This is a genomic window from Zoogloea sp., assembly GCF_041911615.1.
In the GTDB taxonomy this organism is placed as follows: Bacteria; Pseudomonadota; Gammaproteobacteria; order Burkholderiales; family Rhodocyclaceae; genus Zoogloea.
Genome location: NZ_JAYROR010000104.1, coordinates 1 through 26528 on the forward strand (window position 1 = coordinate 1; position 26528 = coordinate 26528).

Sequence of the window (26528 nt, forward strand, 5' to 3'; positions counted from 1 at the left end):
CCTGGCGGCGCTGGCGGCGCTCGCCGTCGTCATCGGCCGGCCGGCGCGCCGCTGGCTTGCCGCGCTGCCGGTCGCCGCGCCGCTGCTGTCGCTGTTCCTGCTGCTGGCCGCGCCGACGCTGGAGCGCTATCGCGGGCTCTCCGGGCTGCTCGGGGTGCTGATCGTCGGCGCCGCGCTGGAAGGCGGGACGCCGGGTCGCCTGATCGCCGTCGCCTACGTCGCCAAGCTGGCCTTCGATGCCACTGGCGGTGCGGCCTCGACGCTACTGCCGGACGGCATCGCGGTGGCCTGGGCGGCGCATCTGGGCGGCCTGCTGATCGGCATGGCGCTGGCCGGCGCGTTCCGGCTGTCGCGAGCGACGACACGATGAACCGGCGTCGCTTTCTCACCGGCCTGGGTGCCGGTGCGGCGCTGCTGGGCGGCGGCGGTGCGGCGCTGGCCCGCCAGCGGGTGTGGAATCCGTGCCGTGCCAGCGTGCCGCCGGCCATCGCCGATCACGACATCGTCCGCGCCGCCTGGGACGGCATCGATCCTGCCCAGCTCTGGGACGCCCACGCCCACCTGGCCGGCATCGGCGACGGCGCCAGCGGCATCCGCATCAATCCGCGCATGCTCAGCCTGCTTCACCCGGCCGAGTACGTGCAGCGCCTGTTCTACCTGAATGCCGGCTGCGCCCACCAGGCGCCGGGACGGGTGGACCAGAGCTACGTCGAACGCCTGCACAACCTGGCCGACGGCATGGCGCCAGGCTTCAAGCTGCTGCTCTTCGCCTTCGAACAGGCCCACGACGCCGACGGAAGGCCGCGTCCCGAGCTCACCGCCTTCCACGTCCCGGACGCCACCGCCCGCGACGTGGCGCGCGCCCATCCGGCCTACTTCGAGTGGGCCTGCTCGATCCACCCGCTGCGCGAGGACTGCGTCGAAGCCCTCGAGGCCGCAGCGAAGGACGGCGCCCGGGCGGTGAAGTGGCTGCCGCCGGCGATGGGCATCGACCCGGCCTCGCCGGCCTGTGACCGCTTCTACGCCGCGCTGGCGCGGCTCGACCTGCCGCTGATCACCCACGCCGGCGAGGAAAAGGCGGTGGCCGGCGCCGGCCACCCGGAATGGGGCAACCCGCTGCGGCTGCGCCGGGCGCTGGAGCACGGCGTGCGGGTGGTGGTCGCCCACTGCGCGAGCCTGGGTGAGGACGCCGACGAGGATCGCGGCCGCCACGGCCCGAAAGTGCCGAGCATCGACCTGTTCGCCCGCCTGATGGACGAGCCGCGCTTCGCGGGTCGCCTGTTCGGCGACATCTCGGCGATCACCCTGCGCAACCGGCGCCTCGCGGTGATCCGTCGCCTCGTCGAGCGGGACGACTGGCATCCGCGCCTGCTGTTCGGCACCGACTACCCGCTGCCGGGTATCCTGCCGCTGGTGTCGCCGGCGCGGCTCGCCGCCGACGATCTGCTACCCGCCGCCGCCGTGCCCGTGCTTGAAACCCTGCGCGAGCACAATCCGCTGCTGTTCGATTTCGTCCTCAAGCGCCAGCTTCGCGCTGGGGATCGCCGCCTTGCCGCCAGCGTCTTCGCGACGCGCCCCTTCTTCGACCGGAAAACCGCATGAGTTCCCAGTTCCGTCTGCTCCGCGAGCAACGCTTCCGCCCGTTCTTCCTGACCCAGTTCCTCGGCGCCTTCAACGACAACCTGTTCAAGAACGCACTGGTGGTGCTGCTCACCTTCCAGGCGGCGAGCTGGACGACGATCGCCCCGGCGCTGCTGGCCAACCTGGCGGCGGGGATCTTCATCCTGCCCTTTTTCCTGTTCTCGGCCAGCGCCGGCCAGCTCGCCGACAAGTACGACAAAGCCGGCCTCACGCGACTGGTCAAGGGGCTGGAAATCGCCATCATGCTCGTCGCGCTGGCCGGCTTCGTCGCCCACAGCCTGACGGTGCTGCTCGCCGCCCTGTTCCTGCTGGGCTGCCATTCGACCCTGTTCGGTCCGGTGAAGTACGCGCTGCTGCCCCAACACCTGCACGAAGACGAGCTGATCGGCGGCAATGCGCTGGTCGAGGCCGGCACCTTCGTGGCGATCCTGCTCGGGACGCTGGTCGGCGGCATGCTCGCGGCGGCGCCCCAGGGCGAACTGTGGGTCGCCGGCGGTGGGCTGGCGGTGGCGGTGGCCGGCTATTTCGCCAGCCGTGGCGTGCCGCCCGCCCCGGCGCCGGAACCGGCCCTGAAGATCAATCCCAACCCCGTTTCGGAGACCTGGCGCAACATCGGCTTCGCCCGCCAGAACCGTCCGGTGTTCCTGGCGATCATGGGGATTTCGTGGTTCTGGCTTTACGGCGCGCTGTTCCTTGCCCAGTTTCCGGCCTACGCCAAGGGCGTGCTGGGCGGGGGCGAAGGTACGGTGACGCTGTTGCTGGCCACCTTCACGGTGGGCATCGGCCTCGGTTCGCTGCTGTGCGAGAAGCTCTCGGGCGGCCAGGTGGAGATTGGCCTGGTGCCGTTCGGATCGATCGGACTCACGCTGTTCGGGCTGGATCTGGCCTTCGCCTCGCCGACCGTGCTGCCCGCCGGCGCGCCGCTCGCCATCGGCGCGGTGCTGGTCCAGCCGGGCATGGTCCGGGTGCTCCTCGCACTGCTGATGCTCGGCGTCTTCGGCGGCTTCTTCATCGTGCCACTCTACGCGATGATGCAGAGCCGCTCGGCGCCCCAGCAACGCGCGCGGATCATCGCCGGCAACAACATCCTCAACGCGCTGTTCATGGTGGTGGGCGCCCTGTCTGCGGGTGCGCTGCTGTCGGCCGGTTTGACGATTCCCGAACTGTTCGGCGTCGCCGCGCTGATGAACGCTGCGGTCGCGCTCTACATCTACCGGCTGGTGCCGGAATTCCTGCTGCGCTTCGTGGTGTGGATGCTGGTGCACAGCGTGTATCGGCTGCGCACCGAGGGCAGCGCGCGCATTCCGGCGGAAGGCCCCGCGGTGCTGGTGTGCAACCACGTGAGCTTCGTCGACGCACTGGTGATTGCCGCCGCGTGCCGTCGGCCGATCCGCTTCGTGATGGATCATCGCATCTTCCGCTGGCCAGTGCTGTCGTACGTCTTCCGCCACAGCCGGGCGATCCCGATCGCACCGGCCAAGGAAGATCCGCAGATGATGGAGGCGGCCTTTGCCGAAGTGGCACGGGCGCTGGCCAACGGTGAGCTGGTCGGCTTGTTTCCGGAAGGGAAGATCACCGCCGACGGCGAGTTGTGCCCGTTCCGCCCGGGTCTCGCGCGCATCCTCGAGGGTAACCCGGTGCCGGTGGTACCGATGGCCTTGCGCGGGCTGTGGGGCAGCATGTTCTCGCGCAAGGACGGCCCGGCCCTGTCGCGGCCGCTGCGGCGCGGGCTCTTCAACCGGATCGAGCTGGTCGTCGGCGAACCCCTGGCACCCCAGACCGTCAGCCTGCCCGGCCTCCAGCTGCAGGTAGCCGAGCTGCGCGGCGACTGGAGATAAGGCCCGGCCGGCTCAGGCGGCGGCCACTCCGCCGACCGCCATCGGCGCGGGAATCAACCGGCTGGCCAGACGCGGGCGGATGGTGAGCACCGCCAAGGCCACCGAGACGACGATCAGCGCCCCGAAAACGCTCATGAATCCACTGAAACCCAGCACCGCCGCCAACGGCTTGGCGACGCCGACGAAGGCGGCGTACAGCCACGACGCGGCGCTGACTGCGCCGAAGATCGACGGCAGCGTGGCGGCCTGCAGGGTGTCCGCCTGCGGCGTGGCGAAGCGGGGGAAAGCCAGGAAATGGAGCGCCAGGCTGTTGATCGTCAGCACCGTCACGACGCTCAGCTTGGCCAGCAGCTTGGGCTTGCTGGCCAGCACGTCCAGGTCGAGGCCGATGTCCAGGACGATCACCGCGAGGCCGCTGACCCACAGCAGCCCGAGGGCGAGCGTCGCAAAACGGGCAGCCTGCTCGAGCATCCGCATGTTCACGCGTTCGCGGGCGAAGATCGCGTAGTCGCCGAAGCCCACCGCCACCGCGGCCACCGCCAGGGCCAGCACATGAATGTAGATCAGGGCCATCCGGGTGACGGCGATCGGATCGAAGTTGAATTCCATGGGGTGTCGCCTCAGCGCTTGGTCATCTTGCGGTACAGGTATTCGATGGAGGTGTGCATCGCCTTGACCGCGGTATTGAGTTCGTGGATTTCGTTGGCCGAGGTGTGCTCACCCTCGATGAATTCGACCTTATCGATCTTGGCGCCGGGATCGGAACCCGACGCCGCGAGGGCAAACTCGCGCACCTTGCGCACCGGCACGATCACCTGCTGACGAATGAAGGCCAGCAGCCCGGCGACACCCAGCGCCATCGCCACCAGCGCCGCCCACACCTGGCGGTCGAAGCGCTGAACGAAGCTGCCGATGCTGAACTCGAGCGGGATCGCGACGCTGATGACGCCGGCGAGCTTGCCCTCCTCGTAGCCGTAGCCCTGCGGCCCCGGGTACAGGGCACTGACCGCCGCCGGCGCCTCGGACGGCACGCCATGACAGCGCAGGCAACCCTTCTCGGCCACCAGCCGGCGCGCGTAGAGCAACTGGCCGCCGCGCACTTCGCTGTATTCGGTGGCGCCGGTCTCGCGGATCGTGCTCATCGCCACCTTGTCGAACTCGGTCGGCGCGTTGCCGGGGTTCATGAAGCGGTCCGAGGTCATGCGGAACTTGGCCTTTGCCGGCGAAGCCATCGTGATGTCCGACAGTTCGCGCTGGACCAGCGCGGGGTTCTTGCGGTGGAAGGCCGCCGCGTCGCCCACCTGGCCGTTCGCCACCTCGCGCTCCAGGAAGCTGCCGACCTGCAACTTGGCGTCGCGGGGGTCGTCCTTCACCCACACGCCGCGGTAACGGGTTGCCCACTGGCCGAAGTTATCCACCATGTCGGCCACGGTGCGGGCCTGGTTGCGGGTTTCACTGATGTAAACCGACGAACCGATCAGGTAACTGCCGACCGCCGCGATGGCGGCCAGGCCCAGCAGCAGCAGGGCGAACTGATAGGAAAGGGGAAGCTTCTTGAAGGCGTTCATAGGGTGGATCGATCAAACCAGCAATTCACGGAGAAAATCGGCGCGGGCCTGGCCGTCATTGACGTGCGCGGCGGCGGCATGGGCGAAGACATCAACGGGCACACCGCCCGGATATTGGGAATAGAGCTCGTCGAGCACGTCGTCGATCATCATGCTGGCCACCGGGCCGGCGTATTTCTTGAGCACGACGCGGGCGCGCTCGATGACGACGTCGATCTCGGGCAGGGGCTGGTCGATCCGCGCCACCGGCTCGGCGGCGGAGACGCCGAGGGCGACCGACTTCAGGGCGTCCAGGATGGCGGCGGCGGTGCGGCTGATGAATCCGTTGGCGCCGGACGCGGCGGCCACTTCCTCCATGCTGGAGAGGATCGAGTTGGTCATCAGGAACAGCGGCGTCGAGATGCCGTTGCGGCGCATCTGGCGTCCCAAGCGGAATCCGCTGCCGCCGTTGGCGAGAGAAGCCGCATCGCAGAAGACGGCTCCGAAGCTGGCCGACGCGCACAGCCGCAATGCGTCCTCGATGGAATCGGTCACCCGGGCCACTTTCGCGAGCCCGGGCGGAACGACCCCGGCATCCGTGGTCACGAACAGGACGGCTGTCGACATGGGGATATCTCGGCTTCCATGTTCATGGGCCGACATGTCATAAAACGTACCCGGCAGGGACATTTCGACCTCTTGGCGGTCCATGAAACATAATCTGACAAATGAATGATCAGATTATGCAAAACGGCCGCCAAAAACGTCCCATATCACCGAAAGGACGTCGTGACGGATATCACAAGGGGTCGATCAAGAGCCTAAAGAACCATTTTGGGCGGCCGTAAAGCACCTCCCGCATGGTTTTGGACCCATTTCAGGCGTCGGAAAGGCAGTTTGGCGTGATCGCGAGCGTGGTTTCACCGGCCGAGAACCACACCTGTCCATCCTGGATCGTGCAGGTGAGGGCCATGCCGCGCTCGGCCAGGGCGGCCAGCGCGCGGGATTCGTCGGGCGTCAGCGACCAGACCGCCAGATTGGAGAGCTTGGCGAAGGTCGCTGCGTCCTTCTGCCACCACACCTCCACCGTGCGGCCACCGTAGGCCACCACCACGACCTCGTCCGCCCGCCCCGCCGCGCGACGCAGCAGGCGCTCGTCGGGCAGGCCAACTTCGATCCACTTGAGGATGCGACCCGTGTCGTCCTTTAGCCACAGGGCAGGTTCGTCGTCGCTGGAAATGCCGCGCCCGAACTGCAGGTTCTCGTCCGCATGGAGGGCAAAGGCGAGGATGCGCACCATCATCCGCTCGTCGGTCTCGGACGGATGCCGCGCGATGGTCAGCACGTGTTCCGCGTAGTAACCCCGGTCGAGGTCGGAAACGTTGAGGGTGGCGCGGAAGATGGTCGACTTGAGGGCCATGGCAAGGTGCGGGAAAAAATGAAAAAACCGGGCACGAGGCCCGGTTTTGAGCAGGCGCCGGAGCGCTTACTTGCTGACGGCGGCCTTGGCCTTGTCGGCGGCATCCTTGGCAGCGTCGGCGGTCGCGTTCACGGCGTCCTTGCCGGCTTCCTTGGCGGCGGCGACAGCGTCCTTGGCCGCATCCTTGGTGGCGTCGACAGCTTCCTTGCCGGCTTCCTTGGTGGCGTCGACGGCTTCCTTACCGGCTTCCTTGGCGGCGCCAGCAGCATCCTTGGCCGCATCGGCGGCCTGCTTGGCGGCTTCCTCGGCCTTCTTGGCAGCGTCGGCGGCGGCGTCGGCAACAGCCGGAGCGGGAGCCGGCGGCGGGGTTTCCTTCTTGGAGCAGGCGGCGAGACCGAGGGCCAGCAGGGCGGCGAGGAGGACGGAACGAGTATTCATCGGGTTTTCTCCAACAAAATGTTGATCAATGTTCAATCATTGCGGGTCGGACAAACAACGCCCGACGATACATGCGCGCGACATCCTAACGCATCAGCCCCCGGATAGGATGACTTCGGATCAAAAAAGAAAAAGGCCCCGAAGGGCCTTTCCTGCGATCGAATCCACGCGCATCACTTGACGCGGTTGCGGTATTCGTCGGTGCGGGTGTCGATTTCGATCTTGTCGCCGATTTCCACGAAGGCCGGAACCGACAGTTCGAAGCCGCTCGGCGCGATGCGGGCGGGCTTGAGGACCTTGCCAGAGGTGTCGCCCTTGACGGCGGGCTCGGTGTATTCCACTTCGCGCACGACGGTGGTCGGCAGTTCGACGGAGATCGCCTTGCCGTTGTAAAACACCACTTCGCAGGGCATGCCGTCGATCAGGTACTTGAGCGCGTCGGTCATGTTCTCGGCTTCGACTTCGTACTGCTCGTAGTCGGCGTCCATGAAGACGTACATCGGATCGGCGAAGTAGGAGAAGGTCACTTCCTTGCGATCGAGGACGACGATCTCGAACTTGTCGTCGGCCTTGTAAACCGACTCCGACGGCGCGCCGGTGAGCAGGTTCTTCAGCTTCATCTTCACGACGGCGGCGTTACGACCGGACTTGTTGTATTCGGCCTTCTGAACCACGAGGGCGTCGCTGCCCACCATGATCACGTTGCCGGAGCGGAGTTCCATTGCGGTTTTCATGCGTCTTCCTGCTTGCTAATGATTGCGCGGCACGTGCCACGGATAATAGGTAACTTATTATTCTATCGCATCTTTACAGAACTGCACCAGATTTCCCGCGAGATCCCCGGCGCCCCGAATCGTCGCCGACCAGGTCTGTGCGTGGTGCGCCAAGGCCGGCAACGCGTCCCGGAACGCCGGCCACGCGGCGGCGACACCCCGGCCACGATTCCAGGCGCGCCAGAAGCTGCCGAGGGCCTGCGCCGTCCCGCCATCCAGCCCGACGCAGAAGCGCGCCAGGAAGGCGTCGAGTTTTTCGAGATGGGCGTCGTCCTGCTGGACGTAGATCTGCCAGACGAAGGGCCGCTCGGCCCACTGGGCGCGGACGAAGGAATCCTCCCCACGCACGAAGTTCAGATCGCAGGCCCACAGCAGCGCGTCGTAGTGCTGCTGGGCGACGAAGGGCAGCACCTGGATGGTGAGGGCACCTCGCTGAAGGCGATCCCCCGGACGCAGGTCGCGCAGCCCGAAATGGGCTGCGACACCGGGGAGCACCCGCCCTTCCGGGACCAGGCAGGTGACCGGCGCCGGGCCGCGCTGCCAGCCTTCGAGGAGTTCGCCGAGCGCGGGGCTCTCGTAGGCGAACAGCGAAACGCGCAGCTCGTCCGACGTCGGCAGCGCCAGATCGAGCGTCGACCAGAAGCGTTCCGCCTCGAAGCCCGCGCGGCGCGCGGCGTAATCGGCCTCGCGCAGCAAGCCGCCGGAAGCGCCGTCGAAGCCGGGAAAAAAAAAATGCTGACGCAGCGGCAGGCGCGGGTGCGGCGACGGCAGGCCGTGGCAGCCGGACACCCAGTCCTCGGCGCTCAGGTATTCGAGGTTGATCCACACCGGCCGCGGCGCGCGGCGCGCCATCGCCTCGACGAAGGCGTCGGGCAGCGCGCAGGCGAATGCGCCGATCACCACCGCGCCGGGCTCGATCTCGGGCAGTGGCGCCGTCCAGCGGCGGATCTCGACGCCGTCGAGGTGCTGGACGTCCCGTGTCGGATCGATCTCGGGCGCGAGGCGACGGGCCGCCGCGAGGTCGTCGACCCACAAGCGGACCGCGATGCCGTGCTCGACGGCGAGCTGCCGGGCCAGTCGCCAGCACACGCCGATGTCGCCGAAGTTATCCACAACGGCGCAGAAAAGATCCCAACAGGGCGCGGAAGAAGGCAGGGGAGTCACGCTTGGGGACAAACCGGGGAGACACGGGCGAACAAATTGTGCACAAACCAGCGCGGCGGTGCGAGGCGAAATTTCCTCAACAATCGCCCCACACGTCGTCCGGCGTCTTGCCGACAGCTTTATGAACGGCTCAAGTCCCTGAGATAATTGGACTTAGAACGGTTGTCCACAGAAAACGTCCAAGCAATAACGTAAACAGTATTTATATATAAAGAAAAACAACCAACAACTGCGCTCACGCGCAGCGGCTGGTTCCACCTTGCAACACGACATCCGAAAGGCCCCCATGCTGTCGATCATCGACCTGCGAGATTTCATCGATCTGGACCACGAGACCGTTCAGATCGTCAACGACAGCACCCAGCTGTCCGACGCCCAGGCCACCGAACTGGCCCGGGAACTCCTGAAGACCGAACAGGGGGTGCTGGCCCTGCACGAGATGTTCAGAGAGCAGATCGCGGAAGCGAGCGGACTCGGGCAGTACCGCCGCGAACAGGCCCTGCACAAGGCCTACGCATACTTTGCCCGCAAGTACCCGATGCCCGGCGTGCTGTAAGCCTGCTTTGCCCCGGGCGAAGCAGCAACCTGTGCACAACCAGCGGGGAAAACGGCGCAAAAATTGTGGGCAAAGGCCTCTTCGTGACCGACGAGGAATTTCCTCCCCATTTTGTCCTCGCTTTTTCCGGTGCCCTTTCCAGTGTTTTTTCCAGCATTCAGGGGATTGAATGAAAAGCGGTTTACCCGGTTATCCACAGAATCTGGCTGAGCATAGTTAACATCTTTTTTTATATATAAAGAAAACCTATTAAAACCATCCTGTCCGCAGCCGCCTGCCCATCGGGGCCGGGAGGCCGCGGTAAAGCGTGTTTTTGGTGTAAGGCGTTAAATTCCGCGTTGCGCGGGCTGACGGCGGCTTTCAAGAACCGATACACTGGCGCGCTGACTTACGGAGTACCCCTTGCGTTTCGAACACCTCGTCGAGATCAACGATCCAAAGAACCCCCTCATCGATCCGTTGAGCCGCGAACAGCTCTGGACCGGGCTGATGTTCCGTGTCGAGGAGCCGGGCATCTTTCTGCCTGGTCTGGATCGCTGCGAAATCCTCTCGCGCTCGCCGGAACGGATCGAGCGGGCACTGCACTTCGGTTCGACACTGATTCACGACAGCGTGAGTTTTGTTCCGCAGGAATGGGTGCGCTTCGAATCCGCGGCCAATGCCGAGCACGCCGGCGGGAAACTGACGATCCGCATCGAGGCGCCCGACGCACTGAGCCTCTACCTGCGCTTCACCTACGAAACCACGTTGCCCGATGGAGCCGAGGCGGGGGCGGGTCTGCAGGTGTCGGAGTTCGTCAAATCCGCCTATCGGGAGTCGGATCTGGACACCGTGCGGATCATCCGCATGATCGCCGCCAACGGACGGCCCCAGTAGTCGTCAGCACAGTCAGCCGCCGTATCCGGTATCCAACCAGAACAATCAGGAGATCCCATGACCATCGAAAGACCCGCGATCCCGTCCTTCCAGCCGCCGGTACGTACCCTGATGGGGCCGGGGCCGTCCGACGTGCCGCCGCGCGTGCTCTCGGCGCTGGCCCGGCCCACCGTTGGCCATCTGGACCCGGCTTTCGTCGGCATGATGGACGAGGTCAAGAGCCTGCTGCGCTATGCCTTTCAGACCCGCAACGCGCTCACCTTCCCGGTGTCCGGGCCGGGCTCACTGGGCATGGAGACCTGTTTCGTCAATCTGGTGAGCCCGGGCGACAAGGTGATCGTCTGCGTGAACGGCGTGTTCGGGGGGCGGATGGTCGAAAACGTGCGTCGTCTCGGTGGCACGCCGGTGATCGTCGAGGATGCCTGGGGGGCGCCGGTGGATCCGGCGAAGGTCGAGGACGCCTTTGCCGCCAACCCGGATGCCCGTCTGTTTGCCTTCGTGCATGCCGAAACCTCCACCGGCGCCCTGTCGGACGCCGCGGCACTGGCGGCGATCGCCCGTCGCCACGATGCACTGACGATCATGGATTGCGTCACCTCTCTCGGCGGCGTGCCGGTGCTGCTCGACGAGTGGGGCATCGACGCGGCCTATTCGGGCAGCCAGAAGTGCCTGTCGTGCACGCCGGGCCTGTCGCCGGTGAGTTTTTCGGAAGCCGCGGTGGCGCGCATCCGCGCCCGCACGACGCCCTGCCCGAGTTGGTTTCAGGATCTGGGCCTGGTGCTGGGCTACTGGAGCGGCGCCAAGCGCACCTATCACCACACGGCACCGGTCAATCCGCTTTACGGGCTGCACGAGGCGCTGGTGATCCTCGCCGAGGAGGGCGTGGAGGCGGCCTGGCAGCGTCATCGCGACAATCACCTGCGGCTGGCGGCGGGTTTGCAGAAGCTGGGGCTGGATTTCGTGGTGCGCGAGGACGCGCGTCTGCCGCAGCTCAACACCGTATGGGTGCCGGCCGGTGTGGACGAGGCGGCGGCGCGGGCGCGCCTGTTGAACGAGTTCGGGCTGGAGATCGGGGCGGGCCTGGGTGCGCTGGCCGGGAAGGTGTGGCGCATCGGCTTGATGGGCCATTCGAGCCGCCCGGCCAATGTCGCCCTGTGTCTGGCCGCGCTCGAGGCGGTGATCCGCGGCTGAGCGCCGCTCCGGGGCTGTTGCGAATGTCCGAGGCAGTCGCCCTAACGGGTGGCTGCCTCGATTTCCTTGCGGCGTTGCTCGGCCTGCTGCTGGGCGGCTTCGAGCTGGGATTCGATCTGCGCCTGGGCGGCGCGGGCCTGTTCGGCCTCCTGGGCCTTGAGTTTGGCTGCGGTGGCGGCGCTGCTGCCGGTGTCGGCCAGGCCGCAGGCGGTCAGCAGAACGGCGGCCGCGAAGGCGGCGGTGGAATGCGCAAGGCGGCGGACGGGCATGGTTGTCTCCGGATCGGAAAAGGGGCGGGCGCCAACGGCGTAAAGGTAACGCGCGCGGGTGTCGCCGTCATGTCCGGCCGCCGGGTGGGCGAGGTTATTTCTTCGGGGTGTCGCCCACGCTGAGTTCGCCCTTGAGCTTGGCGATGCTCTTTTCGCCGAAACCCTTGACGTTCTTCAGGTCGTCGATGCTCTTGAAGGGGCCGTTCTTGCTGCGGTAATCGACGATGGCCTTGGCCTTGGCGGGCCCGATACCCTTGATGCCGTCGAGTTCGGCGGGGGTGGCGGTGTTGAGGTTGACGGCGGCGAAGGCGAGGTTGATGCCGCCAAGGGCCAGGCTGAAGGCGGTCGCGATGCGGACGAGGCTGCGTTTCATGGTGGTCTCCGGTTGAATGACAGGGTTATTTTACTGAATTTTTATACATATAAGTCATTTCAGATAAAATATTCCCTTGGCACGCTCCGCGCCAGGGCACTTGGTCGGTGCGGCAACATTTCGAGACGGTTTCATCCCAACCAATGCGGCCATCGCGCGTTGAAGGAGCACAACCCGAACGGAGTGCGCCATGAAACGTCTGATCTGCATTGCCCTTGCCACCGCTTCCCTCGGCGGCTGCGTCGTTCTGCCGGCGGGGCCGGCGTATCGCGACCATCATCCCCACTATGTCGAAGCGCCGGTCGTCGTGGTGCCCGGCAACCGGGGCTATGGCCCCGCGCCGCGGCCGGGCTACGGCTGGGATCGTGGCCGCGACTGGGACCGGCGCTGGTGAGCGCGGCGGCGGTGAGGTAAATCGGCGCAAATTTCCGCCAGCTCGTGTGGGATGGCGCTATCTTTGACGGCTGGACCCTGCCCAAGCACCGCTTCCCGATGTCCTCCATCCCCGTCCCCAGCCACGAACACCGCCTGAGCCTGGCCGAAGTCCTCGAGATGCTGGCGGTGGACGGCCTCGTCGAGCGGGCCGACGCCGACGCCTTGCTGGCGCATCAGCGCCAGCGCAGCGACGACCTCCATCCCCTGCTGGTGGTGGCGCGTCAGAAGTGGGTGTCGCGGGTGCCGCCGAACCGGGTGCTCGGCATCGACGAACTGGGCGAATGGCTGGCCGGGCGGGTCGGGCTCGACTACCTGCGCATCGACCCGCTGAAGATCGATTTCGCGGCGGTCACCGCGGTGATGTCGTCGGCCTACGCGACGCGTTTCGGCGTGCTGCCGGTGCAGGTGGGGCTGCGCGAGGTGGTGGTGGCGACGACCCAGCCTTTCCTGCGCGAGTGGGAACGGGAAGTGGCCGGCATCCTGAAGAAGGACATCCGCCGGGTGGTGGCCAACCCGGCCGACGTGGCGCGTTACCTCGTCGAGTTCTACAACCTGGCCCGCTCGGTCAAGAAGGCGGCCCAGAGCAGCAGCGCCCACGCCGCCGCCGGCACCTTGTCGTCCTTCGAGCAGCTGGTGGAGATCGGCCAGTCGGGCAACCGCCAGTACGACGCCAACGACCGCCACATCATCAACATCGTCGACTGGTTGTGGCAGTACGCCTTCGAGCAGCGCGCCAGCGACATCCACATCGAGCCGCGCCGCGACATGGGGCTGGTGCGCTTTCGCATCGACGGGGTGCTGCACCAGGTTTACCAGATGCCGATGCCGGTGCTGGCGGCGATGACGAGCCGCATCAAGATTCTCGGCCGCATGGACGTGGTCGAGAAGCGCCGGCCCCAGGACGGCCGCATCAAGACCCGGGTGGCGAGCGGCAAGGAAGTGGAGCTGCGGCTGTCGACGCTGCCCACAGCCTTCGGCGAGAAGCTGGTGATGCGCATCTTCGATCCCGACGTGCTGGTGCGCAACATGGCCGAGCTGGGGTTTTCGGATCAGGACGAGGCGCGCTGGCGGTCGATCGCCGACCGGCCCAACGGCATTGTCCTGGTCACCGGCCCGACGGGCTCGGGCAAGACCACGACGCTGTATTCGACCCTCAAGCAGCTGGCGACGTCGGAGGTGAACGTCTGCACCATCGAAGATCCGATCGAGATGGTGGAGTCGGCCTTCAACCAGATGCAGGTGCATCCGGCCATCGAGCTCGGATTTGCCGAAGGGGTGCGGGCGTTGATGCGGCAGGATCCGGACATCATCATGATCGGCGAGATCCGCGACCTGGAAACCGCCGAAATGGCGATTCAGGCGGCGCTCACCGGCCACCTGGTGCTCAGCACGCTGCATACCAACGACGCGCCGTCGGCGCTCACCCGGATGCGCGACCTGGGGGTGCCGGCCTACCTGCTCAACGCCACCCTGCTCGGCATCATGGCTCAGCGCCTGGTGCGGGTGCTGTGCCCGCATTGCAAGGAAGCGCATCCGCCGACGCCCGAGGAAGAGGCGATCTGGGATCACCTGGTGGCGCCGTGGAAAGCCGCCCGACCGGCGCGCGTGCATCGCGCGGTGGGCTGCATGGAATGCCGGATGACCGGTTACATGGGGCGCATCGGGCTGTACGAGATCCTGCTGATGTCGCCCGAGGTGCGCAAGACCTGCGCCGGCGAGGTGGATCTGGCGCGGGTGCGCGAGCAGGCGCTGCGCGAGGGCATGCGGCCGCTGCGCCTGTCGGGGGCGGCCAAGGTGGCTGCCGGGGTGACGACCCTCGCGGAGGTCGTCAAAGTGGCGCCGCCGGCCGAGCACGAGGGCTGAGGCCGGGTCTGCGGGCAATCCGCAATGCCGCGGTGCACCACTTTGGGTTAGGCTGCGCGCTTTCCTTCCGCTCGCCCCGTCCCTGCCGCGATGTCGTCCTTTCTCCACCAGCTCGACCTGGCGGCGCCGTTCTTTGCGCTGGTATTCGTGGGCTACGCCCTGATGCGCTTTTCGGGCTGGCCCAAGGCAATGTCGGAAAACCTGTCGCGCTTCGTGTTCTCGGTGTCGATGCCGGCGATGCTGTTCCACATGATGAGCGACCTGTCGCGCCTGCCGCCGGTGGATGCGCGTCTGCTGATCGCCTTCTTCGGGAGCTGCGTGATCGTCTTCGCCCTGGGGCGGCTGCTCAGCTGGAAGCTCTTCGCGCTCGACGGTCAGGCCCAGTCGATCTTCGCGATGGGCGGCATTTTTTCCAACAACGTGTTCCTCGGCGTGCCCCTCGCCAAGGTGGCGCTGGGCGACGCGGCGCTGCCGTCGGTGGCGTTGGTGCTGGTGTTCAACTCGCTGATCCTGTGGACCCTGGTCACCATCAACATCGAATGGGCCCGCCACGGCAGCTTTTCGGTACGTGGCTTCGCGCGGACGCTGCGCGGCGTGCTCACCAACCCGATCGTCGCGAGCATCCTGTCCGGCAGCCTGTTCGGCGTGTCGGGCCTGCCGGTGCCCGATCTGATCGACCGCCCGCTGGCGATGATCGGCCAGTCGGCCGCGCCGCTGGCGATGCTGGTGCTGGGCACGGGGCTGGCCGAATACGGGGTGCGTGAAGGCTGGCGGATCAGTACCGCGATCACCGCGATGAAACTGGTGGTGCAGCCGGCGGTGGTGTGGCTGCTGGCCCGTGCGCTCGGCCTGCCGCCGATGGAAACCCAGGTGGTGGTGATGCTCGGCTCGCTGGCGGTGGGGGCCAACGTGTACCTGATGGCGCGCCAGTTCCAGCTCATCGAGGGGCCGGTCGCCGGCAGCCTGATCCTGTCCACCGCCCTGTCGGCGCTGAGCACGCCGCTGACGCTCGCGCTGATGGGGGCCACGCCACCTTGAACGCCGCGCCGGCGCGAACTTCGCCCGTTGCCGGCGGTCTGCCGACTTTCCCTTGTCCGCCCGTCCGATGACGACCTCTTCCCCCTCGCTGCTGACCCGCAGCCTGCCCGCGCTGGCCCTGATCGTCCTGTCCTGTACCTGGGGCTACACCTGGGTATTGGTCAAGCAGGGGCTGGCGTTCGCTTCCCCCTTCGCCCTGGCGGCGCAGCGCTGCATCGGCGGCACCCTGGCGTTGATCCTGGCGGTGCGTCTCACGGGGCGCTCGATGGCCCTGGTGGCGCCGGGGGCGACCGCCCTGATCGGTCTGGTTCAGGTGGCCGGCTTCACGATGCTGCAGACCACCGCGCTGGTGGAGGGCGGCCCCGGCAAGACGGCGGTGCTGATCTTCACGATGCCGATCTGGACCCTGCTGCTGGGCTGGCCGATCCTCGGCGAGCGGGTACGCGGCAAGCAGTGGCTGGCAGCGGCCAGCACCCTGGGCGGGCTGCTGCTCATCATCGAACCCTGGAACCTGCACACCAGCCTGCTCAGCAAGGCGCTGGGGCTTGGCGCGGCGCTGTGCTGGGCGGTGGGCACCATCCTCATCAAGCGTCTGCGCAGCCAGCGTCCGGTGGATCTGCTGGTGCTGACGAGGTGGCAGATGATCTTCGGCTCGATCCCGCTGGCGATCCTGGCGCTGGTCCTGCCCGGTCAGGGCATCGACTGGTCGCCCCATTACATGCTGATCCTGGCCTTCCTGTCGGTGGCGAGCGTGGCGCTGTGCTGGTGGCTGTGGGTGTGGATCCTCGACCGGGTGCCGGCCTGGGAGGCCAGCCTGTCGGTGCTCGGCACGCCGGTGGTGGCGATCCTGTCGTCGCGCCTCGCGCTGGGCGAGGCCTTCGCGACCAGCGAGATCGCCGGCATCCTGCTGATCGGCGGTGGCCTGGCGCTGCTGTCCCTGTTCGGCTGGCTGGCGAGCCGGCAGGCGGCGCGGGGCTGATCAGAAGCCCAGCGTGCGCCAGGCGGGGTCGAGGGCCCGGCCGAGATAGGCGGCGGCGCCGGCCTGGGCGGTGACTTGCGGGATGAGTTCGGCTGCCGGCACGCCGTGGCTGGCCAGCGCCGTGGGGCAGGCGAACAGCTTCACGCCGAAGGCCAGCGCCTCGCGGCGGAAATCGGCCACCGTCTTGCCGCCCGGATTGCCGGGGCCAGCCGCCGCGGCCAGGCTTTCGGCGACGCCCGTGCGCAGCAGCTCGACTGAGCGCGCGGTGAAATACATCTCCACGTCCACGTCCATCGCCGCCGCCGCCGCGGCGAAGTAGAACGGCGTGGCACATAGCTCGGGCTGCGACGGGTCGGCCGCCCAGACGAGGAGGGCCAGCTTGTCCGCCGGGCGGGCATCAGAAGTCACGGTTGTCCTCGTGGAACAGCGGCGCGGTGAAATCGGCCAGATCGCGGAAGGCGTAGCGGTCCATGATCCGCTCGATTTCGTCCCGCGCCGTGGCCCAGGGTTGCAGCACGCCGTCGGCGGGGGGCGACAGCGGCGCGAGTTCGACCAGCCAGGCGCCAAAGGGGTCGCGGTTCATCGCCCGTGCCGACGGGTCGAGAGCCGGATTGGCATCGACGAGCCGGGCCGCGAACGGCGTCTTGACCGGGAACACCGTCTTGCCCGCTTCGAGGAGGCCGAAACCGCGCCCGGCATCGAGTTCGACGCCGAGGGGCTTGGCCGTGAACAGCAGGATTTCGCCCGACAGGGCGATGCCGAAGGGGGTGACGCCAACCCGGTAGCGCCCGTCGGCGATGGGGGCGAACCACAGGTGGCTCTCGGGGTGATAGCGCAGATCGTCGGGGAAGTCGCAGCCGCGCAGCTGGGGCATGAAGGGCTCCGGGCAGGAAATCTGGCGGAAGAGAATGGGAGTCGAACCCACCAGGGACCGCTTGACGGCCCCTCCTGGTTTTGAAGACCAGTCGCCCCACCGGGGGACGCATCCCTTCCGTTCGTCAAAAAACGCGTTGATCGAATTTTAACGCATATCGCTTCAATTTATCGGCAATTCGCCGCGAATTCTGTGTTTTTCGTCGTGGCCGCGGCCCACCTTGCGGGTATAGCCGACGCGGTCGAAAAACTCGAGGATCTGGATTGCGCGCTTGCGGCCCAGGCCGCTGCGGTCGCGGAAGCGGGCGGCGTGGATGGCGCCTTCGGCGGTTTCGATCTCGGCGGCGATCTGGCCGAGGGCGCGCACCGCGGCGGGGGCGTAAAACAGGTCGCGCACCACCTGGAAGGCTTCGCCACGGGCGGCGAGGCGCTTGAGAAGATCGCGGGTGGCGGCCTCGGGTTCGCCCAGGCGCAGCGCGATGTCGCGCACCCAGGGCGGGTCGAAGGGATGTTCCGCCAGCCACGGCAGCAGGGTGGCGGCGCGGCGCCGGTCGCGGGCGTCCAGCTCGACTCGGTGATCCGGCAGGTGCCAGGCGGCGCCGGTGCGGGCGAGGCGGCCGTCGGCGAGCCAGGTTTCCAGCCATTCGGCGAAGGCGGCGGCGGGCAGTTGCGGCGCGAGCATCCGGCGCAAGCGGTCGCGTTCGACGCCGAGTTCGTCGGGGTGCTGGGCGTGGTGTTCGGCGAGGCGGGCCTCCACGCGGGCGGCCAGGGCATCGAGGGCGGCGGTGCCGATCAGCCAGCCGGCCTTTTCGCTGGGAACGGCGTGGCCGGCGGGCAGCTGCGCCAGGAGCGCGTCCGGGGGGATGTTTTCGGCGGCGGCGAGCGGGTGCAGGTCGAGGCCCAGCGGCGCGGCGTCGAGCAGCGCCTGGAGGCGCCGGACAGGGTCGTCGATGGCCAGTGCGGCGAGCACGGCGAGGCGCTCGGGGTGGCGGCGGTGGCGTACCGGGCCGAAGGGGTCGAGGACGCGGCCGCCGCCAAGGGTGGCGCGGCCGTGGGCGTCGCGGATCACCAGCAGATCGCCTCGGCAGGCGTGGAGCGGTTGTTCGGCGTGAAGCTGGGCGAGGCAGCAGGCGCCGGGGGCGAGGCCGGTTTTTTCGAGGGTGGCGTCGAGCAGGGCGACCCGCGCGGCCACGTGGCGGGTGCCGTGGTGGATGTGCACGCTGGCGCCGTGGGCGAGGGCGCGGGGCGCGTCGGCGGCGAGGCGCAGGTGCAGGTCGAGGCGCTGGGCGGGCAGGTTGGGGGCGCCCCCGGCGATCAGCCAGTCGCCGCGACGCACGTCGTCCACCGTGAGCCCGGCGAGGTTCAGGGCGCAGCGCTGGCCGGCATGGCCGCTGTCGGCCTTGCGGTTCTGCACGTGCAGGCTGCGCACCCGGGCGGTCTTGCCGGCGGGGGCGAGCTGGACGCCGTCGCCCACCGCGATGCGCCCGGCGTGCACGGTGCCGGCGACGATGGTGCCGGCGCCGGCGAGGGTGAAAACGCGATCGACCGCCAGCCGGAAGTGGCCGTTGTCGGCGCGGGGCGGGGTGGTGGCGGCGGCTTCGAGCAGGTGCTGGCGCAGCGCGGCAATGCCGTCGCCGCTGATCGCCGACACCGGGAAGACCGGCGCGCCGGCGAGGCTGCCGCCCGCCAGCAGGGCGTGGAGCTGGGCTTCGACGTCGGCGAGGCGCTCCGGGCTGGCACGGTCGGCCTTGGTGAGGGCGACCGCGCCGCGGGCGACACCCAGCAGTTGCAGGATCTGCAGGTGCTCGCGGGTCTGCGGCATGGGGCCGTCGTCGGCGGCGACCACCAGCAGCGCGAAGTCGATGCCGTTGGCGCCGGCGAGCATGGTGGGGACGAATTTCTCGTGGCCGGGTACGTCGATGAAGCCCACGGTGGCTTCGGGCGAGCCTTCGCCGCCCGGGAGCGGCAAGTAGGCGTAGCCGAGCTCGATGGTGATGCCGCGGCGTTTTTCTTCGGGCAGGCGGTCGGTGTCGATGCCGGTGAGGGCGCGCACCAGCGTGGTCTTGCCGTGGTCGATGTGGCCGGCGGTGCCGATCAGCATGGGGCGAATCCTGCGGTGAGCTGGGCGAGGAAGGCGGCTTCGTCGACTTCGGGCAGGCAGCGCAGATCCAGGTGCAGCGCGTTGTCGGCGATGCGGCCGATTACCGGCATGGGCAGGCCGCGCAGCTTTGCCTCCAGCTTGCCCAGCACGCCGCCCTTGCGCCCGGTGGGGCGGAAGACGAGGCCAGCGGAGGGCAGGCGATCGACCGGCAGGCTGCCGGAGCCGATCTGGGACAGCATGGGTTCGATGGACACCGTGAGCGGCCAGCCCGCCAGCAGCGCGGCGGTCGGGCCGTGGAGGCGCGCGGCCTGGGCGAGCATGGCGTCCTGGGGGCGGGTGAGGAGGTGCAGGGTGGCGAGCTGCTCGGGCAGGCGATCCGGGTCGCGGTAGAGGCGCAGCACGGCCTCGAGGCCGGCGAGGGTGATCTTGCCGACGCGCAGCGCGCGCTTGAGGGGGTTCTTCTTGATCTTGGCGATGAGATCCGTGCGGCCGACGAGGATGCCAGCCTGGGGGCCGCCGAGGAGCTTGTCGCCCGAGAAGGTGACGAGGTCGGCGCCACTCTCGATCGCTTCGCGGGGCGTGGGCTCGTGGGGCAGGTTCCAGCGTTCGAGGTCGGTGAGGGTGCCGCTGCCCAGATCCTCGACGAAGGGCAGGCCGTGGGCGTGGGCGATGCGGGCCATGTCGGCCTGGCCGACGCTGGCGGTGAAGCCTTCGACGGCGTAGTTGCTGGTGTGCACTTTCATCAGCAGGCCGGTGCGCGGGCCGATGGCGTCCTCGAAATCCCGCGGGTGGGTGCGGTTGGTGCAGCCGACCTCGACGAGCCTGGCGCCGGCGCGCTTCATGATGTCGGGCACGCGGAAGGCGCCGCCGATCTCGACCAGCTCGCCCCGGGAGACGATGACTTCCTTGCGCTGGGCGAGGGTGTTGAGGAGGAGGAAGACGGCGGCGGCGTTGTTGTTCACCACCGTGGCGGCCTCGGCGCCGGTGAGCTCGCGCAGCAGATCGTTTACCACGTCGTCCCGGTCGCCGCGGCCGCCGGTGGCCACGTCGTATTCGAGAGCGCAGGGATTGCGGGCGGCGTCGACCATCGCGGCGATGGCGGCTTCGGGCAGCACGGCGCGGCCGAGGTTGGTGTGGAGGACGGTGCCGGTGAGGTTGAAGACGCGCTTGAGCTTGGGCGTGGCGCGGGCCTGGAGGCGGGCGGCGGCGGCGGCGATCAGGGCGTCGGCATCCGGGGCGGGTTGGCCTTGGGCGATGCCGCTGCGGGCGTCGGCGAGGGCGTGGCGCAGCGCGGCGGTGGTTTCGCTGCGGCCGTGGCGGTCGACCAGCGCATCGGCGGCGGCAAGCAGGCGGTCGAGCGCGGGCAGGGCGCGGTAGGCGGTGGTGTCGGGAACGGGTTTGCTGCCGTCGGACGTGGTGCCATGGACCATGGACGCCATCGTGGGGGACTCCTCAGGGGGTAGTGGGCGTGGGCCGGGTGCGCCGGCCCACTGGGTGGTTTTACGGCATGAACAGGAAGAGGTTGCGCCCGGCGCGGTGGAAACCGGTTTCGTCCACCAGCATGTCGAGGGCGAGGGTGGCGAGGTCGTCGGCGAAGGCGTCGGCGAGCGGGTCTTTTTCCATCGACACGAGCTTGAGACTGCTGTGGCACTCGGGGCAGGTTTCGGCCTTGACGGCGGGGTGTGCCGGGCCGGTTTCGCCTTCGAGGCCCTGGTAGGCGATGCCGCGGGTGTTCTGGCAGGGCACGCACTTGATGCGCGTGACGTGCCATTCGGTGGCGCACAGGCTGCAGGTGGCGTAGCGCACGCCGTGGCCGGCGTCGCCGATGCGCACGATGGACGACACGGGCACCGCGCCGCAGCACGGGCACTGGCCGCCTTCGAAGCCGGTGGGTACGTCGGCGGGCTGCAGCGCGCGGGCGCGGGCGGTCCACAACACCTGCAGGGTGGCGCCGAGCAGCGGGGCGAGGGCGAGTTCGAGCGGGTTGGCGAGGTGTTCCTCGGCGCGCAGGATGTCGCGGGCGATGGCGTCGAGGCGTGGGCGGGGGAAGTCGGGCAGGTCGGCGATGGCGTTCTGCAGGCTGGCCGGGGCGTGGGGGGCGACTTCAAAGGCGATGGCCTGCAGCACGTAAACCCAGTCGGCCGGCAGTGGGGTGTCGAAGGCGCCGATGGGCGGCATCCCGTGTTGGCGGCAGCGTGCGAGGTGGGCGTCGGCGGGGCGGGTTTCGGGGGCGCGGTGGCGCAGCAGGGTGTCCTGGGCGCGGGCCAGACGGGCCGCGAAGCGCAGGAAGTCGCCCATCGCGTGGCCGTCGGCGAGCTGTTCGAGGCGGGCGGCGCGGTTGGCGAAGACGTCGGCGGCGGGCAGCCGATGGGTGGCGCCTTCGGTGCCGGCCTGGACGGCGATCTCTTCGGGGGTCAGCAGTTTCTGCATGGCGTCGGGAAAAAAGCCGGGGCCGTGGGCGACCCCGTGCAACAGGGAAACGGTTCGTGCCGGGACTTCCCGCCGGAGCGGGAAGCCGCCGGACGCCTTACTTGCCGGTGACCTGGCGGTACCAGGCGCGGTGGTGCTGCTTGGCCCAGGCGCGGGTGACGGTGCCGTAGAGCATCGCCCGGATCGTGCCGCGCACCCAGATGGCGGCATACACGTGCACGATGATGGCGATGATCATCAGCGTGGCGAACACCGCGTGGAGCAGGGCGCCGATGCGCACGACGCCGATCGGGAAGCTGGCAGAGAAGTACGCCCGCCAGATCACGATGCCGGAGACGAACAGCACCAGCATGGCAATGCCGAGGAACCAGAACAGCAGCTTCTGGCCGCCGTTGTACTTGCCCATCTCCGGCATGTTGTGGTCGTCGCCATCCACCATTTCCTTCGCCCGCCTGACCCACTCCCAGTCGGTGGGGGTCATGTGGTTGAGGCGCTTGAAGCGGAAGAACATCACCACGAAGAACAGCATCATCACCACCCCGATGAAGGGGTGGAGGATGCGCGTCCACGTGCCGCCGCCGAAGAGGTAGGTGAGCGGAAACAGCGCCGGGTGGAACAGGGCCAGGCCGGAGAGCGCGAGCAGGATGAAGCAGATGCCCGTGACCCAGTGGTTGGCCCGTTCGGACGCCGTGTAACGCTGCAGATCGGAAGGATCGCGTTTCATTTTTCGCCCTCCAGTTCTTTCTCGACTTCGGCTTCAACCTCCTTCGAGACCTCGTTGGGGCCCTTCATCACGAAGTGGAACAGCCCGCCCAGCGCCGCGGCGGCCATGCCGGCCATCGCGATGGGCTTGGCGATGCTCTTCCACAGGGTGACGGTGGGGGCGATCGTCGGGTCGGTCGGCAGGCCGCTGTACAGCGTCGGCTTGTCGGCGTGGTTGAGCACGTACATGACGTGCGTGCCGCCCACCCCGGCCGGGTCGTAGAGGCCGGCGTTCTTGAAGCCGCGCTCCTTGAGCTCGGTGACGCGCTCCTCGGCCAGCTCCTTCATGTCTTCCTTGGAGCCGAAGCTGATCGAGCCGGTCGGACAGACCTTCACGCACGCCGGCTCGAGCCCGACCGCGACGCGGTCGGAGCACAGCGTGCACTTGTAGGCCTTGCTGTCCTTCTTGGAGATGCGCGGCACGTTGAACGGGCAGCCGGTCACGCAGTAGCCGCAGCCGATGCAGTTTTCCTGGTGGAAATCCACGATCCCGTTGGCGTACTTGATGATGGCGCCCGGCGACGGGCAGGCCTTCAGGCAGCCCGGGTCCTCGCAGTGCATGCAGCCGTCCTTGCGGATCAGCCACTCGAGGCCCCGTTCTTCCGATTCGACTTCCGCGTAGCGCATGACCGTCCAGCTCTGGTCGGTGAGGTCGCGCGGGTTGTCGTAGGTGCCGGCGCAGGTGCCGACTTCGTCCCGCAGGTCGTTCCACTGCATGCACGCCACCTGGCAGGCCTTGCAGCCGATGCACTTGGAGACGTCGATGAGCTTGGCGACCTCGAGGGTCTTGCGCGCCTGGGGCGGCTCGGTGGTCGTGGCCGAGCGCTTGGCGATGTCCAGTGATTGCAATGCCATGGCGATCTCCTCAGGCTTTCTCGACGTTGACCAGGAAGGACTTGAACTCCGGCGTCTGGGTGTTCCCGTCTCCCACGAAAGGCGTCAGGGTGTTGGTGATGAAGCCGTTCTTGGCAACACCCTTGAAACCCCAGTGGAGCGGAATCCCGACGTGGTGGACGATCTTTCCGTCGACCTTGAGGGGCTGGATGCGCTTGGTTACCACCGCTACGGCCTTGATGTAGCCGCGGTTGGAGCTGACCTTCACCTTGTCGCCGGCCACGATGCCCTTCTCCTTGGCCAGCGCCTCGCCGATCTCGACGAACTGCTCGGGCTGGGTGATGGCGTTGGACTCGACGTGCTTGGTCCAGTAGTGGAAGTGCTCGGTGAGCCGGTACGTGGTCGCCGCGTACGGGAACTCCTTGGCCGTGCCGAAGGCTTCCATGTCGCCCTTGAACACGCGGGCCGCCGGGTTGGAGGTGGCCTTGGGGTTCTTCGGGTGCATCGGATTGACGCCGATCGGGGTCTCGAAGGGCTCGTAGTGCTCGGGGAACGGGCCTTCGTTCATCATGCCGCGGGCAAAGAAGCGCGCCACGCCCTCGGGGTTCATGATGAAGGGGCCCATGCCATCCTCGGGGGCCGAATCGACCTTGAAGTCGGGCACGTCGGAACCCACCCACTTGCCGCCGGCGGCGTCCCACCAGACCTGCTTGCGCCTGGCGTCCCACGGCTTGCCGGACGGGTCGGCGGCGGCGCGGTTGTACAGGATGCGCCGGTTGGCCGGCCACGCGAAGGCCCAGCCCAGCGTCTGCCCGTTGTCGAACGGGTCGGCGTTGTCGCGCCGGGCCATCATGTTGCCCTTCTCGGTCCAGGCGCCTGAGAAGATCCAGCAGCCGCAGGCGGTGGAGCCGTCGTCCTTGAGCTGGGCGAAGCCATCCAGCAGCTCGCCGGCCTTCTTGATGACCTTGGTCGGGTCCTTCGGATCGACCAGATCGGCCAGCGCCTTGCCGTTGTATTCCTTGGCGAGCTCCTCGGGGGAGGGCTCGTGGGGAATCTTGTACGGCCAGCTGAGGTTCACGATCGGATCGGGGAAGGCGCCGCCGTCTTTCTTGTACAGCTCGCGCAGGCGCAGGAACAGGCCGGCCATGATCTCCGGGTCGGTCTTGGCTTCACCGGGGGGCTCGGCGCCCTTCCAGTGCCACTGCAGCCAGCGGCCGGAGTTGATGATCGCGCCGTCTTCCTCGGCGAAGCAGGTGGTCGGCAGGCGGAACACCGTGGTCTGGATCTTGGCCGGGTCCACGTCGTTGAACTCGCCGTGGTTCTGCCAGAACTCGGACGTCTCGGTGGCCAGCGGGTCCATGATGACGAGGAACTTCAGCTTCGACAGCGCCGCGCTCACCTTCGCCTTGTTGGGGAAGGAGTTGAGCGGGTTGAAACCCTGGGCGAAGTAGCCGTTCATCTTGCCCTGGTGCATCAGCTCGAACACCTGCAGCACGTCGTAGGTCTTGTCGAGCTTGGGCAGGTAGTCGAAGGCCCAGTTGTTCTCGCGGGTGGCGGCGGCGCCGTACCACGCCTTCATGAGGCTGACGTGGAACTTGCCGTAGTTCTGCCAGTAGGAGAGCTGGCCCGGACGCAGTTGCTTGGGCGCGCGCTTGGCGATGTAGGTGTCGTAGTCGGTTTCCTTCTCGCCGGGCAGCGTGAGGTAGCCGGGGAGCAGGTTCGACAGCAGGCCCAGGTCGGTGAGGCCCTGGATGTTGGAGTGGCCGCGCAGCGCGTTGATGCCGCCGCCGGCCCGCCCGATGTTGCCCAGCAGCAGCTGCACCATCGCCGCGGTGCGGATGATCTGCGAGCCCACGCTGTGCTGGGTCCAGCCCAGGGCGTACAGGATCGTCATCACCCGGTCGGGGGTGTGGGTCGAGGCGAGCAGCTCGGCCACCTGCAGGAACTTGGCCTTCGGCGTGCCGCAGATGTTCTCGACCACTTCCGGCGTGTAGCGGGCGAAGTGGGCCTTCATCAGGTTCCAGACGCAGCGCGGGTTTTCCAGTGTCGGGTCGGTCTTGACGAAGCCGTCCTCGCCGATCTGGTAGTCCCAGCTGGCCTTGTCGTACTTGCGCTTCTCGGCGTCGTAGCCGGAGAAGAAGCCGTCCTCGAAGGCGAACTCGTCCTTCACGAGGTAGCTCATGTCGGTGTACGACTTGATGTAATCCAGATGCACCTTTCCGGTGGCGATCAGGTGATTGATCACCCCGCCCAGGAAGGCGATGTCGGTGCCGGTGCGGATCGGCGCGTACAGGTCGGCCAGCGCGGCGGAGCGCGTGAAACGCGGGTCCACGACCACGAGGCGGGCCTTGTTCTTCGCTTTCGCTTCGGTCACCCATTTGAAGCCGCAGGGATGGGCTTCGGCAGCGTTGCCGCCCATGATCAGGATCACGTCCGCATTCTTGATGTCGGTCCAGTGATTGGTCATGGCGCCACGGCCGTACGTCGGGGCAAGACTTGCCACCGTCGGGCCGTGTCAGACACGCGCTTGGTTATCGAATGCGAGCATTCCCAGGTTGCGCACCACCTTGTGGGTGATGTAGCCGGCCTCGTTGCTGGAGGCGGAGGCGGCGAGGAAACCGGTGGTGAGCCAGCGGTTCACGGTCACGCCGTCGGCGTTCTTGGCGATGAAGTTGGCGTCGCGGTCTTCCTTGACCAGCTTGGCGATGCGGGTGAAGGCCTCGTCCCAGCCGATGCGTTTCCATTCCTTGCTGCCGGGCTCGCGCACTTCCGGGTACTTGAGCCGGTTCTTGCTGTGCACGAAGTCGAGCAGGCCGGCGCCCTTGGGGCACAGGCTGCCGCGGTTGACCGGGTGATCCGGGTCGCCTTCGATGTGGACGATCTCGGCATGGGCGTTCTTGGCCCTGTCGCCCAGGCTGTACATGATGATGCCGCACCCGACCGAGCAGTACGGACAGGTGTTGCGCGTTTCGGTGGTGCGCGCGAGCTTGAAGGTTCTTACCTCGGCGAGGGCCGCGGTGGGCGAAAAGCCCATCGCGACCAGACTCGACCCGGTCAAGCCCCCGGCGGCCACCTTGAAGAACTGGCGCCGTGAGAGTTGCATGGTGTGTCTTCCTCCTTCGTTTAA

General features: G+C 67.6%; 27 protein-coding genes and 1 tRNA gene. 10 read left to right on the top strand and 18 right to left on the bottom strand.

Annotated elements, in window-relative coordinates:
* The 3 genes from ACE3P2_RS13290 to ACE3P2_RS13300 form a co-directional block, all read left to right on the top strand.
* Positions 1-370: hypothetical protein (locus tag ACE3P2_RS13290; protein WP_374265210.1), on the top strand; the 370-nt coding region annotated here is incomplete at its 5' end.
* On the top strand, positions 367-1602 hold the full coding sequence (locus ACE3P2_RS13295; RefSeq protein WP_374265212.1) for an amidohydrolase family protein: 1236 nt from the start codon (positions 367-369) through the stop codon (positions 1600-1602). The genes ACE3P2_RS13290 and ACE3P2_RS13295, both read left to right, overlap by 4 nt.
* Entirely contained in the window at positions 1599-3479 is a 1881-nt protein-coding gene (locus ACE3P2_RS13300; protein WP_374265214.1) for an MFS transporter, read from the top strand. Before ACE3P2_RS13295 ends, ACE3P2_RS13300 begins: the two co-directional genes overlap by 4 nt.
* Before the next feature lie 12 nt (positions 3480-3491).
* Here the strand turns inward: ACE3P2_RS13300 and ACE3P2_RS13305 are convergent, their stop codons facing one another.
* The 7 genes from ACE3P2_RS13305 to earP all read right to left on the bottom strand — a co-directional run bounded on the left by ACE3P2_RS13305 (position 3492) and on the right by earP (position 8821).
* Positions 3492-4088 (bottom strand): hypothetical protein, encoded by a 597-nt coding sequence (locus tag ACE3P2_RS13305; RefSeq protein WP_374265216.1) that lies wholly within the window; start codon positions 4086-4088, stop codon positions 3492-3494.
* A gap of 11 nt (positions 4089-4099) precedes the next feature.
* Positions 4100-5047, bottom strand: a complete 948-nt coding sequence (locus ACE3P2_RS13310) for a DUF3365 domain-containing protein (protein WP_374265218.1) — start codon at positions 5045-5047, stop codon at positions 4100-4102.
* 12 nt (positions 5048-5059) lie between these two features.
* Complete coding sequence (locus ACE3P2_RS13315) at positions 5060-5737, bottom strand: hypothetical protein (protein WP_374265220.1); 678 nt, start codon at positions 5735-5737, stop codon at positions 5060-5062.
* 166 nt (positions 5738-5903) lie between these two features.
* Entirely contained in the window at positions 5904-6446 is a 543-nt protein-coding gene (locus tag ACE3P2_RS13320; RefSeq protein WP_374265222.1) for a YaeQ family protein, read from the bottom strand.
* 66 nt (positions 6447-6512) lie between these two features.
* Entirely contained in the window at positions 6513-6884 is a 372-nt protein-coding gene (locus ACE3P2_RS13325; protein WP_374265224.1) for a hypothetical protein, read from the bottom strand.
* Between the two features lie 173 nt (positions 6885-7057).
* Positions 7058-7618, bottom strand: a complete 561-nt coding sequence (gene efp / locus ACE3P2_RS13330) for an elongation factor P (RefSeq protein ID WP_374265226.1) — start codon at positions 7616-7618, stop codon at positions 7058-7060.
* A 57-nt stretch (positions 7619-7675) separates the two neighbouring features.
* Positions 7676-8821 (bottom strand): elongation factor P maturation arginine rhamnosyltransferase EarP, encoded by a 1146-nt coding sequence (earP, locus tag ACE3P2_RS13335; RefSeq protein WP_374265228.1) that lies wholly within the window; start codon positions 8819-8821, stop codon positions 7676-7678.
* 286 nt (positions 8822-9107) lie between these two features.
* Between earP and ACE3P2_RS13340 the strand changes: the two genes are divergently transcribed.
* The 3 genes from ACE3P2_RS13340 to ACE3P2_RS13350 all read left to right on the top strand — a co-directional run bounded on the left by ACE3P2_RS13340 (position 9108) and on the right by ACE3P2_RS13350 (position 11444).
* On the top strand, positions 9108-9377 hold the full coding sequence (locus tag ACE3P2_RS13340) for a hypothetical protein (RefSeq protein ID WP_374265230.1): 270 nt from the start codon (positions 9108-9110) through the stop codon (positions 9375-9377).
* A 402-nt stretch (positions 9378-9779) separates the two neighbouring features.
* A complete protein-coding gene (locus ACE3P2_RS13345) occupies positions 9780-10253 on the top strand; it encodes an SRPBCC family protein (RefSeq protein WP_374265232.1) in 474 nt (157 codons plus the stop codon).
* A gap of 57 nt (positions 10254-10310) precedes the next feature.
* On the top strand, positions 10311-11444 hold the full coding sequence (locus ACE3P2_RS13350) for an alanine--glyoxylate aminotransferase family protein (protein WP_374265234.1): 1134 nt from the start codon (positions 10311-10313) through the stop codon (positions 11442-11444).
* A 41-nt stretch (positions 11445-11485) separates the two neighbouring features.
* Here the strand turns inward: ACE3P2_RS13350 and ACE3P2_RS13355 are convergent, their stop codons facing one another.
* Positions 11486-11713 (bottom strand): hypothetical protein, encoded by a 228-nt coding sequence (locus ACE3P2_RS13355; RefSeq protein WP_374265236.1) that lies wholly within the window; start codon positions 11711-11713, stop codon positions 11486-11488.
* 94 nt (positions 11714-11807) lie between these two features.
* A complete protein-coding gene (locus tag ACE3P2_RS13360; RefSeq protein WP_374265238.1) occupies positions 11808-12086 on the bottom strand; it encodes a ComEA family DNA-binding protein in 279 nt (92 codons plus the stop codon).
* 190 nt (positions 12087-12276) lie between these two features.
* Between ACE3P2_RS13360 and ACE3P2_RS13365 the strand changes: the two genes are divergently transcribed.
* The 4 genes from ACE3P2_RS13365 to ACE3P2_RS13380 all read left to right on the top strand — a co-directional run bounded on the left by ACE3P2_RS13365 (position 12277) and on the right by ACE3P2_RS13380 (position 16401).
* On the top strand, positions 12277-12480 hold the full coding sequence (locus ACE3P2_RS13365; protein WP_374265240.1) for a hypothetical protein: 204 nt from the start codon (positions 12277-12279) through the stop codon (positions 12478-12480).
* Positions 12481-12578: 98 nt separating this feature from the next.
* Entirely contained in the window at positions 12579-14384 is a 1806-nt protein-coding gene (locus ACE3P2_RS13370) for a GspE/PulE family protein (protein ID WP_374265242.1), read from the top strand.
* A 90-nt stretch (positions 14385-14474) separates the two neighbouring features.
* On the top strand, positions 14475-15422 hold the full coding sequence (locus ACE3P2_RS13375; RefSeq protein ID WP_374265244.1) for an AEC family transporter: 948 nt from the start codon (positions 14475-14477) through the stop codon (positions 15420-15422).
* 67 nt (positions 15423-15489) lie between these two features.
* On the top strand, positions 15490-16401 hold the full coding sequence (locus ACE3P2_RS13380; protein ID WP_374265246.1) for a DMT family transporter: 912 nt from the start codon (positions 15490-15492) through the stop codon (positions 16399-16401).
* Here ACE3P2_RS13380 and ACE3P2_RS13385 read toward each other — a convergent pair whose 3' ends face one another.
* The 9 genes from ACE3P2_RS13385 to fdnG all read right to left on the bottom strand — a co-directional run bounded on the left by ACE3P2_RS13385 (position 16402) and on the right by fdnG (position 26504).
* Positions 16402-16809: a DsrE family protein gene (locus ACE3P2_RS13385; protein ID WP_374265248.1), complete on the bottom strand. Its 408-nt coding sequence runs from the start codon at positions 16807-16809 to the stop codon at positions 16402-16404.
* On the bottom strand, positions 16799-17275 hold the full coding sequence (locus ACE3P2_RS13390) for a glycine cleavage system protein H (RefSeq protein ID WP_374265250.1): 477 nt from the start codon (positions 17273-17275) through the stop codon (positions 16799-16801). The genes ACE3P2_RS13385 and ACE3P2_RS13390 overlap by 11 nt, the downstream gene beginning before the upstream one ends.
* A 22-nt stretch (positions 17276-17297) precedes the next feature.
* Positions 17298-17394 (bottom strand) — tRNA-Sec (locus ACE3P2_RS13395).
* 43 nt (positions 17395-17437) lie between these two features.
* On the bottom strand, positions 17438-19375 hold the full coding sequence (selB, locus tag ACE3P2_RS13400; RefSeq protein ID WP_374265252.1) for a selenocysteine-specific translation elongation factor: 1938 nt from the start codon (positions 19373-19375) through the stop codon (positions 17438-17440).
* The gene (selA, locus tag ACE3P2_RS13405) at positions 19369-20814 is read right to left on the bottom strand and encodes an L-seryl-tRNA(Sec) selenium transferase (RefSeq protein ID WP_374265254.1); all 1446 of its coding nucleotides are present in this window, start codon (positions 20812-20814) and stop codon (positions 19369-19371) included. Before selA ends, selB begins: the two co-directional genes overlap by 7 nt.
* A gap of 61 nt (positions 20815-20875) precedes the next feature.
* Positions 20876-21805 (bottom strand): formate dehydrogenase accessory protein FdhE, encoded by a 930-nt coding sequence (gene fdhE / locus ACE3P2_RS13410; RefSeq protein ID WP_374265256.1) that lies wholly within the window; start codon positions 21803-21805, stop codon positions 20876-20878.
* Between the two features lie 97 nt (positions 21806-21902).
* The gene (locus tag ACE3P2_RS13415; RefSeq protein WP_374265258.1) at positions 21903-22529 is read right to left on the bottom strand and encodes a formate dehydrogenase subunit gamma; all 627 of its coding nucleotides are present in this window, start codon (positions 22527-22529) and stop codon (positions 21903-21905) included.
* Positions 22526-23422, bottom strand: coding sequence for a formate dehydrogenase subunit beta (gene fdxH, locus ACE3P2_RS13420; RefSeq protein WP_374265260.1), 897 nt, complete (start codon positions 23420-23422; stop codon positions 22526-22528). Before fdxH ends, ACE3P2_RS13415 begins: the two co-directional genes overlap by 4 nt.
* Before the next feature lie 10 nt (positions 23423-23432).
* Positions 23433-26504, bottom strand: coding sequence for a formate dehydrogenase-N subunit alpha (fdnG, locus tag ACE3P2_RS13425; RefSeq protein ID WP_374265262.1), 3072 nt, complete (start codon positions 26502-26504; stop codon positions 23433-23435).
* Positions 26505-26528: the final 24 nt, after the last annotated feature.